Genomic DNA, 14931 nt, shown 5'->3' with positions numbered 1-14931 from the left:
TCATAGGGGCGGATAATGGCGGTGCGGTTGGTCCGGTTGGCGGTTCTGGCGGTCGGTCTGGCGGCATGCGGTGCCGCTGGCGCGGCGGAGAAGACTTCTTGTGAGGATGAAAGCTTCGGATGGAGCCAGACCAGCCCGTCCCTGAACCTGCGCCATGTCCTGTGCGGGGAGGTGAAGAAGAATGGCGATGTGGTCGGCATGCATAGCCGCGCCATCATCGACACCGCGCCTGTGAAGGAGGTGCAGGCCCAGCCGCCACAGGCCGATGGCATCTACGACACCAAGGTGTTTTTCGAGAACGGCAAATCCAAGAACTCCACCTTCTATCCCGACAATTGCAGCGTGGAGCAGGTGACGAACTCCATCCTTTATGCCGTCAAGAACAGCCACGCGCCGGGCAAGCCCTGGGGCAAGCTGGGCTGTTCGGCACCGGCCAAAGCCGATCCGAAATATTGCACCGGGCCGGGCGGGGAACGTTTCGTCATCCGGTTTGCGGAATTCGATGATGGCCGCATCAACACGGCCTTCCCGCAAAAGGGCGAAAGCTGTCCGAAATGATCCATGACCCTGCCGAATGGCTGGCCGACTGGCTGCAAACCGACATGGGCGGCGATGCGGGCGACATCGCCGCCTTCATCACCGGCCTGACGGGCGGGGTGCGGCCGGACCGGCGCGTCGGCAATCTCTATGCGGCCAGCGTCAGCGATGATGGCCTGCTGCTGGAGAATATCATGCAGGATGACTGGCCGCCGGTCCTGGTGCCACGGGAGATGGCGCTGGCAGGGTTAAGGGCGGCTGCGTAAACACCCGCGTGCTTACTTCCCGTCCTTCGCCTCTTTGGGCAAATCCTCGCCCGCCGGTTGCGGCAGGAAAAACAGGTTGCGCAGGAAGCCCGGGGCCAGAACGGCCAGCGGATTGACCCCGACATCCAGCTTGTCTGTCGGGCCCTTCACGCTGTAGGTGGCGGCAAACAGCCCCTGCCCTTCCCCACCAACCAGCAGATCACCCAGCAGCGGGATCACGCCCAGCAGCTTGTTGACCGTGGTGAAGGGCACGATGGTGCCCTGCAGGGCCACGTCGTCACGCTTGATATCGACATTGCCTTCCAGCGTCAGGCCCACCTGCGACCCGGATGTCCGCATCTCGCGCAGGGTGATCCCATCCTTGTGCCACAGCCAGTCCCCCGACAGGCGGGAAAAGGCGATGGGCTGGCCCGACATGAAGTTGGCGAATCCACGCGGCGACGTGGCCGACAGCAGCCGGGCTAGTACGGGCGCGTCCTGCACCTGATATTCGGTCAGGCTGGCCTTGCCCACCAGGGCCTGACCCGGATCATCGGCCTGCGACCGGCCCGTCAGGGTCAGATGGCCGCCCTTGATCTGGCTGATGATATCCAGCCCGCGCAAGGTGGCCCCGGCATCATCGGTTTCGGCGGTCAGTGTCAGGATGCGGGCGTCCGCGGGATCGGGGGCGTAACGCACCCGCAGGAACCCCTTCTCCCCCACCTGCGCATCCAGGTCGGTGCGATACCAGATGTTGGTGTCCCGCTCCATCCGGCCCTTGGCCTGACGGATTTCCTTGCCCTCATCGCCCATGATGGCCCGGCCCAAGTCGAAGCTGATGGACAGCGGGGTCTTGGGCTTGGCTTCCTCCGCCGGGTCGGGCGGAATGACCTTGCCATCCGGCCCCTTGTTCTTGCCACGGAAGGGGCGGACATCGAAACTGTCGCCCTGCACGTCGATGGCCAGCCCGCCCTTGCCGTCGGTATCGCGCAGATCAATGCGCGCGTCGCTGTCGCCCAGCTTGAACTGGGTCAGCAGCAGATGCGACAGGCCATAGTCTGCCTCGCGCAGTTCCATGGACCCGATGGCCGCCAGTTCCTCCGTGGTCACCACAAAGGCCGGGATCAGGATGGGCTTGCCATCCTTGAACTTCACCGTCACCCGGCCCTGGCCCGGCTTGTCGGCTTCCTTTTTCCATTTCATCACATCGATGCGCAGCACCGATGGCGTGATGTCGATATCGGCCTGGATGGTCTGCTGCCGGCCTTCGGGCGTGCGTTCGCTGGTATAGACCATATCCACGCCGGCCGGGCCGTTCAGCCAGTCGGGAAAGTCCAGACGGAAGCGGCGGCGCTGTTCATCATCCAACCGGCCGCGCACCCGCACCTGTGTGCCGATGGCCGCGTCGGCGGGGAAATTCTCCAGCCATTCCACCTGCGCCGGCACCCCGTTCAGCAGGGCCGTGCCCGTCATATTCAGGTCATGCCCCGTAACGGAAAGTTCCAGCACACCCTCGGTCGCATCGATATCGGACACGATATCGGGCACCGCAACGCCGGTCAGGCTGGCCTTGCCGTCCAGTTCCACCATGTCCATGGTCAGGGCGGCGACCAGGGGGAAGGCGAAATGCAGTTCGGCCCTGGCCTGTCCCGACGCCTTCTCCGGCACCAGATTGACCTTGGCGGCATAGCCCAGGGGCGGGTGGTCCAGCACCGTCAGCGCCGATGACAGCGGCCCGTCCAAGGCCACACGGATATCGATGCGGTGATCATTCTCGGTATCCAGACCCAGGATGCGGATCATCCCCGGCCCCGCCTTCATATCCAGCAGGGCGCCATCCAGAACGGCGATATCAAAGCTCTTGCCGTCAAAGGTGGCGGTCGCTGACACGTTGGTGACGGGCGGCAGGGGCCGGCGGTAATGGACGGTGAAGCCCGACAGGGCGAATTCACCCTGCATGGACGCGACATGGAAGGAACCGGGGTCATCCACCGGCCCCGATCCTTCCAGCCTGAAGACGGTTCGGTCAAAGGTGCCGTCCGCCAGGTTGCCGACCATCCAGTCGCGCGTATTGTCCTTCACGCCCTTGGGCCAATAGCGGTGAAGGTCCGCCATGGGCAGACCCGTGATCTCCGTCGTCAGGGCCAGTTCGATATTCTTTTCCCGCTGCCGGGCGCTGCCGCTGATGGTCAGGTCGGCGGGACCGGCCATGTCCAGGTTGAAGCGGGTCAGCTCCAGATGCCGGCCCGCATCATCCAGCGTGCCGTGCAGCTCCACCCGGTCGAAGGCCAGCGGTTCCGGCAATTGCTCGGGCAGCGACAGGGTGCCCTTGCCCCCCGTCAGGCCCAGGACAAGGTTCACCGGCGTCAGATCGGATTTCAGCTCCAGCATGACGGTGCCGGCCAAGGTCACATCGAGGGCGCGCAGCGGGTGCAGGACGGGTGCGATCTCCGCAAATTCCGCCGGCACGATGTCCGCCATCTCACTGCGCAGCGTGATGCCGCCATCCTCGGCCCGCCAGACCACCTCCGCCGCGATCTGGTTGATCTTGGCACCCATGTCGATATCGGCCGACGCTGTGCCCCGGACGCCGCGCACATCGCGGCGCAGACGCATGTCCAGGCGCGGCACCTGCCATTTTGTCTCCGTCGCCAGATTGGCCACCACCAGCTTGCCGCGCGTGATGCGCAGGTCGCGCAATGCACCCATGGTGGCTTCCGGGTCGGGCGGGCGGCGCATCTGGTCGATCAGGTCGGCAAGGATTCGTGCCCCGGCCTCCGGGTCGGAACTGTCATTGCCGATATCCAGGCGAAAGCCGCCATCGGCGGTGCGTTCGGCATAAAGGCTGGGTTCGACCAGATCGATGCGCGTCGGTGCCACCCGCCCGCGCAGCAGGGCCGGCACCGACAGGCCCAGGCGCATTTCCGGCACGGCGGCCAGCAGGGCACCGCTGGCCCCATGCGCCTCCACCCCCTTGACCCGGATATCGATGGGCGTGCCGAACCCGACCCAGGCCAGTTCCGTGCGGTCGATCTCCAGCGTGACCGGCCCTTCGCGCGATAATTCCTGTGTCAGATAGGGCGTGAGGAAATCCACCCCGATCGGCCCCTGCTGCGTCAGGCGGAAGGCCAGATACCCACCCGCCAACAGGACCACCAGCGACAGGCCGGCGACCAGTTCAAGCAGGAAAAGGGCAGTGCGACGCAGCATTGATCTCGGTTCTCCGGCGGGCTTCGCCGGGCGTTACGGGCGGCTTGACCTGAACAAGGGTCGGTGGGCAGTCTGGCCCCCCGCCCATGCGGTCCGCTTGGGATAGCCCGGTAGACACCCGATGTTCAATCAAGAATCCCTTCCCCGCCTTGGCGATCCGCAACGCGCCGCCGTCGGACTGGAACATTGGCACGAAGCGGCGGGTCCGGGATGTGATCCCGATCTCGCCGCCTTCGCCCGTTCCTATGCCGCCGATCCCCATGGAAAGCGCGTGCTGGAAGCAGTGTTCGCCAACAGCCCGTTCCTGGGACATGCCCTGGTGCGGGAGATGGGTTTCTTCCGGCAATTGCTGGAAATCGGCTTCGACGCGGCCTTTGACGAGCTTGTTCAGGCACTGTGGCGCGATCATGGCGCACAGACCAGCGCCGACAAGCTGATGAAGGCCCTGCGCATCGCCAAGCGCCGCGCCGCCCTGCTGATCGGACTGGCCGACATGGGCGGCGACTGGCCGCTGGAAAAGGTCACAGGTGCGCTGTCCGATTTCGCGCAGGCCACCCTGCAACTGGCCGTTCGCGTGGCACTACGGCAGCTGGTTTCCATGGGCCGCCTGATCGTTCCGGACCCGGAACAGCCCGAAAAGGACAGCGGTTACATCGTCCTGGCCATGGGCAAGTTCGGGGCGCGGGAACTGAACTACTCCTCCGACATCGACCTGATCGTGCTGTATGACGACGGCATTGTGCAGGTGCCGGACGGGGAGATGACCAAGCATTTCGTGCGGGCCACGCGCGAAATGGTGCGGATCATGGATGAACGCACCGCCGATGGCTACGTGTTCCGCACCGACCTGCGCCTGCGCCCCGATCCCGGCGCCACGCCCGTCGCCGTCAGTGTCTCGGCGGCGGAGGCTTATTATAGCAGCCTGGGCCAGAACTGGGAACGCGCCGCCATGATCAAGGCGCGGCCCGTGGCCGGCGATCTGGAGGCGGGCAAGGGCTTCATGGATATCATCCGGCACTTCATCTGGCGCCGGAACCTGGATTTCGCGGCCATCCAGGACATCCATTCCATCAAGCGGCAGATCGGTGCGCACAAGGGCCACCGGGAAAAGACCGTCAACGGCCACAATATCAAGATCGGGCGCGGCGGCATCCGCGAGATTGAGTTCTTTGCCCAGACACAGCAGCTGATCTATGGCGGTCGCGACCGCTCCTTACGCACCTGCGGGACGGTGGAGACGCTATACGCCCTGGTCGCCGCCGACCGTGTGGAAAAACAGGCCGCCGACGATCTGTCGGAGGCTTACCGTTTCCTGCGCACCGTCGAACACCGGGTCCAGATGGTGGATGACCAGCAGACCCACCAGTTGCCCAAGACGGATGACGGCGTGGACCGCATCGCCGCCTTCCTCGGCTTTCCCGATACCCAATCCTTCCGCGACCGGCTGATGGCCACACTCACTTTGGTGGAGGATCATTACGATCACCTCTTCTCCGAAAGCCCGGCCTTGTCCGGGTCCGGCAGTCTGGTCTTCACGGGCACGGAGGATGACCCCGACACGATGGAGACGCTGCGCGGCATGGGCTATGCCAACCCGTCCGCCGTGGCGGGGCAGATCCGCGCCTGGCACCATGGCCGCTACCGCGCCACGCGCAGCCAGCGGGCGCGGGAGCTGCTGACCGAACTGGTCCCCACCTTGCTGGCCGCCTTTGGCAAGACGGCACAGCCGGATCAGGCCTTCCTGAAATTCGATGAGTTCCTGTCCCGCCTGCCGGCGGGGGTACAGCTGTTCAGCCTGTTCTATGCCAACCCCAACCTGCTGGATCTGGTGGCAGAGGTGATGGGCACCGCGCCCCGTCTGGCCGAACAGCTGGCGCGGCAGCCGCAAGCGCTGGATGCGGTCCTGCTGCCCGGTTTCTTCGGCACCCTGCCGGGCCGCGACGAGTTGGAGGCCGGATTCGATGCCCTGGTCGGCGGCGCGCATTACTTCGAAGAGGTGCTGGACCTCACCCGTCGCTGGACCAATGAACACCGCTTCCGCGCCGGCGTTCATATCCTGCGCCATGTCAGCGACGCCGACCGTCTGGGTGCCTTCCTGACCGATGTGGCGGAGGTAGGGCTGACGGGTATTCAGCGCGCGGTGGAGGATGAATTTGCCAAGCGCCATGGCCGCCTGCCCGGTGCCGGCATGGCCATCCTGGGCTTAGGGCGGCTTGGCGCGCGGTCGCTGTCGCTGCGGTCCGACCTGGACCTGATCACGGTCTATGAAGTGCCGGCGGATGTAATACAGTCGGACGGGGCCAAGCCCCTGTCACCCAACGATTATTTCATCAAGCTGACGCAGCGTCTGGTCAATGCCATCACCGCCCACACGGCAGAGGGGCAATTGTATGAGGTCGATATGCGCCTGCGCCCGTCCGGCAATGCCGGGCCGTTGGCCGTCAGCTTCGATGGCTTCGCGAAGTATCAGCGCGACAGCGCCTGGACCTGGGAACATATGGCCCTGACCCGTGCCCGTGCCGTGACGGGGCCGGACAGTCTGCGCAAGCGCCTGATGACGGAGATCGTGTCGGTCGTGTCCCGCCCCCGCGATCCCGCCAAACTGCGCGAGGATGTGGCCTCCATGCGCGGGCGCATCGATCAACAGCACCACACGGACGATATCTGGATCGTGAAATATGTGCGCGGCGGCATGATCGATATCCAGTTCATCGCCCAGTACCTGACCCTGCTGCACGCGCCCGAACGGCCAGAAATCATTGACCCCAACACCACAGGCGCGCTGGCCTGGCTGGGCGACAGCGGCTTCATCGGGGTGGATACGGCGAACATCCTGATCGACGCGCACAAGACCTGGCGGCGCGTTCAGGGCTTCCTGCGCCTCACCGTCGAAGGCAGCTTCGACGCCACCAAAGCACCCCCCGGCCTGAAAGCCGGCCTCGCCCGCACCGCTCTGCCCGAGTTGCCCGAGGGCACCCCGTTTGAGGCGGTTGAGGAGGCGTTGCGCGCCAAGGCGGCGGCGGTCAAGGCCGCGTTCGACCGGATTGTGGGGGCACCCAAGCCGACCTGAACCCGTAGGTCAGGTCGAGCCGAAGGCGAGCCCTGACAGGAATGGATTGAAAGCCTTTTCTGTCAGGGCGAGGCTTGCGCCTCGACCTGACCTACGGCATTCCGCGCTGAGGTCACCCCATATGCGCCAATTCGCGCTCGCGGTGGTTCTCGCGCAGGAAGCGCAGCCATTCGGCCTGCCCCTGGGCACGGCGCTGATAGACCTCGCGGACGGCCTCCAGCAGTTCCTGACGCCGGCCCAGAATGTCGCCGCCGATTTCAAGCATGCGCAGGTTGGGCCAGGCCTGGGGCCGGATGCGCACGACCTCCGCCAGGGCTTCCACCGCCGGGCGGTCGGGGCGGGCCTGGGTCAGGATCAGGGCCATGGCCGCCGTGGAGCGGGAAATGCCCATATGGCAATGGACCAGCAGGTGATGGTCCGCCCCCTCCTCCGCCGCCAGACGCTGCCCGAAGGCCAGCACACGTTCCAGATGCCGGTCCACCGGCGCCATCCGTTCCGGCAGTTCGATGACGATATCGTCGAATCGCAGGTCGATACGGTGATGCGGCCCATAATCATCGAACGCCGTCAGCGGCTCCCGGTCCGGGTCCAGGATGGAGACAAGGTGGGTCACCCCGGCCAGGGCATGGTCGGGCAGTTCCTGGATGCCGCAGACAGTTGTGCGGAACGGGACGAAGGTGGGCGATACCAAATCATTTCTCCGGTGGTGCGGCCTGTTCTGCCTTTGGCGGCGGATCGGGCAGGCGGGTGATCGACAGGATGGGAATACGCTGCCCCTCCACCCCGACATGGCCCCAGCCGGCACAGAGCGAGCCGTCGCTGCGCGGAATGAAAGCCAGATCGGGCCGGCTGTCCACATTGAAGATGCCGGCCGATGGGCTCAATTCCATACGATAGCGCTGTCTGGCGCCCAGCGTGACGATGATCACCCGGTCACTTTCCGACGTCCAGCCATTGATGCGACGCGAGTCGATGCAGGTTTCGCGTGCCTTGTCGGCCTTCACAGCGTCATCGGCAAAAGCAGATCCCGCGCAAAACAGGGCCAGCAATGGCAGCATGAGGTAGCGACGCATGATCCGCGTCCTCCTTTCGGTTCAAATCCCATCACCCCTTGTCACCATGGTGGCGCGGGATCGGGGCGCGATCAAGGCGATGACGCCCCCCGCCAGGGCGTGATGGACCGGATCGAGAACCAGCGCCGCCCGACCACGACATGGCCCAGCGAGGCACAGAGCTGTCGATCCATACGTGGAACGAAGGAGACCGCACCCTGCAGGCGCAGATCCTCGTCCGGCAGCACACCATCCAGCCGCACGCGGTAATAATCACCGGGGCCGGTGGCGATCAGGATGCTGTCATGGTCGATGAAGGCCCAGCTGCCGATCCGCTGCGCATCGACACATTGCCAGACTAGCGGTGGCTGGTTGGCCGCGCACGCGGCACCGGTCCCGGCAAGGATGAACAACACAAGAATGGCGGTGAGACGAGCCATGGCCCGCACTCCAGCATTCCGCCCCCCCGTTCAACAAATGGGTATGCGTGAACAACGGATAAAGCGCTATCCGTGCGCTGCTGAAGCGTCAGCCATGCGAATTGTTTGTGATCTAGGGGAAGGTTGGTGGGCGCACAAGGACTCGAACCTTGGACCCGCTGATTAAGAGTCAGCTGCTCTACCAACTGAGCTATGCGCCCAACCTTCAACGCGGCGATAAGGGGTGGATTGGTGGGCGCACAAGGACTCGAACCTTGGACCCGCTGATTAAGAGTCAGCTGCTCTACCAACTGAGCTATGCGCCCAATCCACATCTGCTTTCGCGGCCCCGCCAGGGCGTTCACCGTGGCGAGGCGCGCTGTGTAGCAAAGGCACTTCCCCTTGTCGATAGTTTTCGATACGGGGAATGGTGCTTTTTTCGGCGACCGAGATTTGCGCTGGCGGCATGCCCCAAGACGCTTGGCGTCACAGATCGCCGAGACCCCGCCGCGACATGCGCACATCCCGGTGGACATGCACCGACATCAGCAGGCCAAAGCCCACCATCACCGCCAGCGTCGCCGTGCCGCCATAAGAAATCAACGGCAATGGCACGCCCACCACGGGGATCAGGCCCATGATCATGGCGACATTGATGAACAGATAAAGGAACAGGTTGACCGTCAGCCCCAGCGCCAGCAGCCGCCCATATTGATGCCTACATCGCCCCGCGATGACGAAACCGAACAGCAGCAGCAGACAATAAAGCACCAGAAAGCTGACCGAGCCGACCAGCCCGAATTCCTCCGCCAGCATGGTGAAGATGAAGTCGGTCTGCTTTTCGGGCAGGAAATTCAGGTGGCTCTGCGTGCCCTGCAGGAACCCCTTCCCTGTCAGCCCGCCCGACCCGAAGGCGATCTTCGACTGCGTGATGTGATAGCCGGTGCCCAGCGGGTCGCTGTCCGGGTCCAGGAAGGTTTCCACCCGGTCGCGCTGATAGTCGTGCAGCAGGAACTGCCAGCTGAGCGGGATGGCGATCAGGACGGCACCGATCACCAGCGCGAATTTCCACCAGCGCACGCCCGACAGGAAGAACATGGCCCCCGACGCCATGATCAGCATCAGCGACGTGCCCAAATTCGGCTGCGCCAGCACCAGGGCGACCGGCGCCCCCACAATCAGCAGCGGCACGATCAGATAGGGGATGCGGCCCGTATCTTCCAGCGAGGCACCATGGAAATAGCGGGCCAGCGCCATGACCAGCGTGACCTTCATGATTTCCGACGGCTGCAACTGCACGAAGCCCAGGTCGATCCAGCGCTGCGCCCCCTTGCCCACCGATCCGAACAGATCGACGCCGACCAGCAGCACCAGGACCAGTCCGTAAAGCGGGTAGGTCATCTTCATCCAGACGCGGATATCGATCATGCCGATGAACAGCATCAGGGACAGACCAACGCCAAAACGCAGCATCTGGCGCGATGCCCAGGGATCGATCTGTCCATTAGCCGCCGAATAGAGCATGGCGAAGCCGACACAGGCCACAACGGTGACCAGGAACACGAAGGACCAGGGAATCTGGGCCAGCTTCTCGGTAAAAGAAAGGGCAGCGCTGTCGCCGGAGACGTCCAGGGTCATGGCGTTTCTCCTGCGGGGTTCGGCGGCGGCGGTGTCGTGTCGGTGGCAGGCGGCGGTTGCTGCGCCACCGTGGCGCGCGCCGCCTCCAGCATCTGGCATTCCAGAAGGATGTCGCGCGCGATGGGGGCCGCCACGGCGCCGCCGCCGCCGCCATGTTCCACGATCACGGCACACGCATATTTTGGTGCCTGCACAGGGGCAAAGGCCACGAACAGGGCGTGGTCACGCTCCCGCCAGGGCCGGTTCTCATTCTTGATGACGCCGGAACTACGCTCGGCCATGGAAATGCGGCGCACCTGGGCGCTGCCCGATTTGCCCGCCATCTCCATGCCCGGCACATTGATGCGGGCGCGATAGCCGGTGCCGCCCGGTACATTGGTGACGGCGTTCATGCCCTTCAGGACGGTGGCCAGATTTTCCGGCTTCACGTCAAGGGTGGGCCAATCGGTCGTTTCGGCGAACTGCCCCTCAATGGATTTCAGCAGGTGCGGCTGCACCGCCCGCCCGCTGGCCAGCCGTGCCGTCATGACGGCCAGTTGCAGCGGTGTGGTGAGGACATAGCCCTGGCCCATGGATGCGATCAGGGTTTCACCCTGGTGCCAGGGCTGTTTCAGGGTCTGGCGCTTCCATTTCGGATCCGGAATAAGACCCGGCCGCTCTCCCGGCAGCTCCAGCCCGACCTTGCCACCCAGGCCGAACCGGCGGGCCATGTCGGCAATGCGGTCCATGCCGACGCGACCAGCAATGTCATAGAAATAGACGTCGCAGCTGTGCATCAGCGCGCCGACCATGTCCAACGTGCCATGGCCATTGCGGCTCCAGCAGTGGAAACGGTGGCTGCCGAGCTCGATATGGCCGGAACAGAAGACGCGGTGGTCGGCATTGACGATGCCCGATTCCAGGGCCGCCAGTGCCGTCAGCATCTTGAAGGTCGATCCTGGCGGGTACTGTCCCGCGATCACCTTGTTGATCAGTGGCGTGCGGTCATCCTTCAACAGCGCCTGATAGGCATCATAGCCGATGCCCATGGCGAACTGGTTGGGATCGAAGCTGGGGCTGGAACACAGCGCGTGGATACCACCGGTATTCACATCCATCACGATGGCCGCCGCACTCTCCTCCGCAGAAAGGCGCTGGTGCATATAATGCTGTAACTTGGCGTCGATGGTCAGCGCCACCTCGCGCCCCGGCTGGCCAGGATCGCGCGACAGCTCACGGATGACCCGACCGACGGCATTCACTTCCAGCTGACGGTTGCCGGCAGCCCCACGCAGGGCCTGATCATACTGCTTCTCGATCCCGCCCTTGCCGACCTTGAAGCCCGGCAGGGTCAGCAGCGGGTCGGTGGAACCTTCCACATCCTTCTCCGCCGCGGCCCCGACATAGCCCAGCACATGGCTCAACGCCTCACCGAACGGGTAGGAGCGCACCTGGCCGACATCGATGGACACGCCCGGCAGGTCGGGCAAATTGACCTCGATGGCCGCCACCTGATCCCAGGTCAGGTTTTCCTTGATGGTGATCGGCGCGAAGGAGCGGGAGCGCTGGATATCGCGCTGGATGCGCCGCTCATCCGCCTCGGTCAGGGGGATCAGCTTGCCTACCTCATCCAGGATCTGCTGCACGTCGCCGGCGCGTTCGGACACGATGATGGAGCTGAAATTCTGCTCATTGACGGCCAGTGGCACGCCGAACCGGTCGGTGATCAGGCCCCGGGGCGGGGCAACGAGGCGTAACGAGATACGGTTATCCTCGGCCAGCACCGTGTACCGGTCGCTCTCCACAATCTGGAGATAGTAAAGCCGGCCCATCAGCGTGGCGACAGCAGCACCTTGCAGCCCGCCCAGCACCAGCGTGCGGCGGGACAGCATGCGCTGCCGTTCGGCATCCCGGTCAAAGGCCGACATGGGTAACCCTCAGCTCAAATAGGCGCGGTGCAGCCTTTGCAGCAGCCAGGCCATCAACGGGAACAATGCCACGCCCATCAGGGCCTGCACCAGCACGGGCCGCGCGTCCAGAAGGCTGGCGGTCATCAGGGCGAACACTGACCATTGTACCGCCGCCGCCCCCGTCGCCACCAATGCAAAACCGATCCACAGCATCACGAAGGACCGGCCCAGGAAAAACCGGCGCTGCGTGATCAACAGCCAATAGGCCATCATCAGCACCATGGGGGTCGACCCAATGGGCGTGCCACCGATCAGATCCTGCAACAGGCCGATGGCGAACACCACCAGCGGGCGCAGCAGGTCGGGACGGTGGATGACCCAGTAGAACAGGCACATCAGCATGAAGGGCACCGTCACCATGGCATAGCCGGGCAACGGCAGGGGCACCATCCCGACCAGCATGGCCAGGATCGTGACGGAGAAGGGCACGAGGTTACGTGCCGTCTGGTCGAGTTGGTGAAACAATCCGCCGGCCAAAGCCGTGCCCCTTACTTCATCGCGCCGGACTGTGTCGCTTCGGCGGCCACACCGCCAACGGTGCCGAAATCGATCACCTGCACATGCTCCAGACGCGACAGGTCGGCCATCGGCACGACCCGGGGCTTGCCGCCCTCCCCGATCTCCACAATGCCGACGGGCAGACCCGGCGGGAACAGGCCGCCATGGCCCGAGGTAAACACCCGCTCACCCGGCGTCACCTCGCTGTTCGGCGGCAGGTAGGTCAACAGCGGATGGTCGGAATTGTCACCGGCCAGCATGGCACGCTGCCGGCTGCTTTCCAGCACCACGGGGATACGGGCGTTCAGGTCGGTAATCAGCAGAACCCGCGACGACCAGTCGCCGACCTGCACGATACGACCGACCAGCCCCTGGCCCGACATCACGGCCTGACCGCGCGCCACGCCGTCACGTTCGCCCGTGGTTACCACCACGGTGCGCACAAAAGCGCCGCCGGGATCGCCGACAACACGGCCCGTCACGACACGGGCCGCCGGGTCGGGCTTGAAGGACAGAAGCGAGCGCAGGGAGCGGTTTTCCGCATCCAGGCGAAGTGCCGCCTGCTCCCACTGCCGCAGCCGTGTGTTCTCCTCGCGCAGGCGGGCATTCTCGTCATGCAGGTCAACCAGCTGACGGAAATATTCCAGCCCATCGGCCACGCTTGCGGCCGGACGCGACATGACGTTTAGGACAGGGGAAACGGCATCAGTGACGCGCGTGCGCGCCTGCTCTACGGCACCGCCATTGACATGGCCGATCATCATCAGGGCGCCGGCGGCCAGGATCAGCAGCGGAAAGTAGAATCGCTGCACCATCCCCCAAAGAGGGGCCGCGATGCGCACGACGGATCCGCTATTGCGTGTCTTCACCGGGGGGTGGTGTCCCGTGATCGGGTAAGCCACCCAAATCGGTGACTTACATTGCCATGTGAAAGTAACGCTTCAACGCGATGCTGTAAATATCGGATCGCAATAAACGATCGATCAATACATGCGAATCAGCACGTTGCGCAGGCTTTCCTCTTCAAGCGCGCGACCCGAACCCAGCGCCACGCAGGACAGAGGATCGTCAGCGATGGAAACCGGCAGGCCGGTGGCATGGCGCAGGACATAATCCAGATTGGCCAGCAGCGCGCCGCCGCCCGTCAGGACGATGCCCTTGTCCACGATGTCGGCGGCCAGCTCCGGCGCCGTATGTTCCAGCGCGACCTTGACCGCCTCAATGATCTGGCTGACCGGCTCGGCCAGGCTCTCGGCGATCTGCCGCTCGCTCATCACCAGTTCCTTGGGCACGCCATTCATCAGGTCGCGGCCCTTGATCTCCATCACCCGGCCTTCGCCATCTTCCGGCGGGCAGGCGGAGCCGATTTCTTTCTTGATACGCTCGGCCGACCCTTCACCTACCAGCAGGTTATGGTGACGGCGGATATAGCCGATAATGGCTTCATCCATCTTGTCGCCACCCACGCGGGCGGAACGGGCATGGACGGTACCGTTCAGCGACAGGACGGCCACTTCCGTGGTGCCGCCGCCGATATCGACGACCATGCTGCCCGTCGGCTCCGTCACCGGCAGGCCGGCACCGATGGCGGCGGCCATCGGTTCCTCGATCAGGGAAACGCGGCGCGCACCGGCAGCCTCGGCACTTTCCTGGATCGCGCGGCGCTCAACGGCGGTGGAACCCGACGGAACGCAGATCACGATTTCCGGGCTGGCGAAGCTGCGGCGGTTGTGAACCTTGCGGATGAAATGCTTGATCATTTCCTCCGCCACTTCGAAATCGGCGATGACGCCGTCGCGCAGCGGGCGGATGGCCTGAATGTTGCCGGGCGTGCGGCCAAGCATCAGCTTGGCCTCGTCACCCACGGCGAGGACCTGCTTCTTGCCCCGCAGGTCGCGGATGGCGACAACTGACGGTTCATTGAGGACGATGCCGCGACCCTTCACGTAGACGAGCGTGTTCGCCGTACCAAGGTCGATCGCCATGTCGGCGGAGAACATACCGAGCAGGTTTGAAAACATGGGTGAAGCGTATCTCTGATGTCCGGATTCTGCCGCCTTGGTGCGACCGGGCCCCGGATATGCCGGGTCGCGCTTGTTGCATAGACCATTTGGGGCGGCCCCCTCAAGCCTTGAAAGCCCTGGAAACGGAATTTCCGCGCCCCGTTCCCTTCGCAGTGCCACATGAAGGGTGTGCAGGCCCCGCATCACCCCCTTTCAGGCTATACGACCCTCAAACTTCATGGCGAAAACATGGCAAAAACCCCCGCCGGAGGGGTCTCCAGCGGGGGTTTGACTCAAGTCGCGGTTTCGG

The 14931-nt window shown here is 64.4% G+C and carries 12 protein-coding genes and 2 tRNA genes; 3 read left to right on the top strand and 11 right to left on the bottom strand.

The features are described 5' to 3' along the window. The first annotated feature begins 15 nt into the window (after window positions 1–15). Together ABC729_RS03045 and ABC729_RS03040 are read left to right on the top strand one after the other, a co-directional pair. A complete protein-coding gene (locus ABC729_RS03045; protein WP_495606183.1) occupies window positions 16–558 on the top strand; it encodes an EndoU domain-containing protein in 543 nt (180 codons plus the stop codon). Next, window positions 555–803 carry a hypothetical protein gene (locus tag ABC729_RS03040; RefSeq protein WP_495606182.1) on the top strand — a complete coding sequence of 83 codons (249 nt, stop codon included), beginning with the start codon at window positions 555–557 and terminating at the stop codon, window positions 801–803. The genes ABC729_RS03045 and ABC729_RS03040 overlap by 4 nt, the downstream gene beginning before the upstream one ends. A 12-nt stretch (window positions 804–815) precedes the next feature. Here the strand turns inward: ABC729_RS03040 and ABC729_RS03035 are convergent, their stop codons facing one another. Beyond that, entirely contained in the window at window positions 816–3992 is a 3177-nt protein-coding gene (locus tag ABC729_RS03035; protein ID WP_495606181.1) for a YhdP family protein, read from the bottom strand. A gap of 121 nt (window positions 3993–4113) precedes the next feature. Between ABC729_RS03035 and ABC729_RS03030 the strand changes: the two genes are divergently transcribed. After that, window positions 4114–7062 carry a bifunctional [glutamine synthetase] adenylyltransferase/[glutamine synthetase]-adenylyl-L-tyrosine phosphorylase gene (locus ABC729_RS03030; protein ID WP_495606180.1) on the top strand — a complete coding sequence of 983 codons (2949 nt, stop codon included), beginning with the start codon at window positions 4114–4116 and terminating at the stop codon, window positions 7060–7062. Window positions 7063–7174: 112 nt separating this feature from the next. On the opposite strand, the gene ABC729_RS03025 is transcribed toward ABC729_RS03030, so the two are convergent. The 10 genes from ABC729_RS03025 to ABC729_RS02980 all read right to left on the bottom strand — a co-directional run bounded on the left by ABC729_RS03025 (window position 7175) and on the right by ABC729_RS02980 (window position 14639). Then, window positions 7175–7753 carry a tyrosine phosphatase family protein gene (locus tag ABC729_RS03025; protein ID WP_495606179.1) on the bottom strand — a complete coding sequence of 193 codons (579 nt, stop codon included), beginning with the start codon at window positions 7751–7753 and terminating at the stop codon, window positions 7175–7177. Window position 7754: 1 nt separating this feature from the next. Beyond that, window positions 7755–8135 (bottom strand): hypothetical protein, encoded by a 381-nt coding sequence (locus ABC729_RS03020; protein WP_495606178.1) that lies wholly within the window; start codon window positions 8133–8135, stop codon window positions 7755–7757. A 71-nt stretch (window positions 8136–8206) separates the two neighbouring features. After that, window positions 8207–8554, bottom strand: coding sequence for a hypothetical protein (locus ABC729_RS03015; RefSeq protein ID WP_495606177.1), 348 nt, complete (start codon window positions 8552–8554; stop codon window positions 8207–8209). Window positions 8555–8678: 124 nt separating this feature from the next. Beyond that, window positions 8679–8754, bottom strand: a tRNA-Lys gene (locus ABC729_RS03010). 29 nt (window positions 8755–8783) lie between these two features. Beyond that, window positions 8784–8859: transfer RNA gene (locus ABC729_RS03005), tRNA-Lys, on the bottom strand. Window positions 8860–9019: 160 nt separating this feature from the next. Continuing rightward, window positions 9020–10171, bottom strand: coding sequence for a rod shape-determining protein RodA (gene rodA, locus ABC729_RS03000; protein WP_495606176.1), 1152 nt, complete (start codon window positions 10169–10171; stop codon window positions 9020–9022). Further along, window positions 10168–12078: a penicillin-binding protein 2 gene (mrdA, locus tag ABC729_RS02995; protein WP_495606175.1), complete on the bottom strand. Its 1911-nt coding sequence runs from the start codon at window positions 12076–12078 to the stop codon at window positions 10168–10170. Before mrdA ends, rodA begins: the two co-directional genes overlap by 4 nt. 9 nt (window positions 12079–12087) lie before the next feature. Then, window positions 12088–12597, bottom strand: a complete 510-nt coding sequence (mreD, locus tag ABC729_RS02990) for a rod shape-determining protein MreD (protein ID WP_495606174.1) — start codon at window positions 12595–12597, stop codon at window positions 12088–12090. A gap of 11 nt (window positions 12598–12608) precedes the next feature. Continuing rightward, window positions 12609–13487 (bottom strand): rod shape-determining protein MreC, encoded by an 879-nt coding sequence (mreC, locus tag ABC729_RS02985; protein ID WP_495606173.1) that lies wholly within the window; start codon window positions 13485–13487, stop codon window positions 12609–12611. A 114-nt stretch (window positions 13488–13601) separates the two neighbouring features. Next, window positions 13602–14639 (bottom strand): rod shape-determining protein, encoded by a 1038-nt coding sequence (locus ABC729_RS02980; protein WP_054167055.1) that lies wholly within the window; start codon window positions 14637–14639, stop codon window positions 13602–13604. Window positions 14640–14931: the final 292 nt, after the last annotated feature.

This window comes from Niveispirillum sp. CC-CTL257 (assembly GCF_059489915.1).
Note: the sequence above shows the minus strand (reverse complement) of the source record. Positions and strands in the feature narration are given on the sequence as shown.

Excerpts from the sequence above, each read along its gene's own strand:
- ABC729_RS03045 (WP_495606183.1), top strand. The coding sequence starts at position 16 with ATGGCGGTGCGGTTGGTCCGGTTGGCGGTTCTGGCGGTCGGTCTGGCG.
- ABC729_RS03040 (WP_495606182.1), top strand. The coding sequence starts at position 555 with ATGATCCATGACCCTGCCGAATGGCTGGCCGACTGGCTGCAAACCGAC.
- ABC729_RS03035 (WP_495606181.1), bottom strand. The coding sequence starts at position 3,992 with ATGCTGCGTCGCACTGCCCTTTTCCTGCTTGAACTGGTCGCCGGCCTG.
- ABC729_RS03030 (WP_495606180.1), top strand. The coding sequence starts at position 4,114 with ATGTTCAATCAAGAATCCCTTCCCCGCCTTGGCGATCCGCAACGCGCC.
- ABC729_RS03020 (WP_495606178.1), bottom strand. The coding sequence starts at position 8,135 with ATGCGTCGCTACCTCATGCTGCCATTGCTGGCCCTGTTTTGCGCGGGA.
- ABC729_RS03015 (WP_495606177.1), bottom strand. The coding sequence starts at position 8,554 with ATGGCTCGTCTCACCGCCATTCTTGTGTTGTTCATCCTTGCCGGGACC.
- rodA (WP_495606176.1), bottom strand. The coding sequence starts at position 10,171 with ATGACCCTGGACGTCTCCGGCGACAGCGCTGCCCTTTCTTTTACCGAG.
- mrdA (WP_495606175.1), bottom strand. The coding sequence starts at position 12,078 with ATGTCGGCCTTTGACCGGGATGCCGAACGGCAGCGCATGCTGTCCCGC.
- ABC729_RS02980 (WP_054167055.1), bottom strand. The coding sequence starts at position 14,639 with ATGTTTTCAAACCTGCTCGGTATGTTCTCCGCCGACATGGCGATCGAC.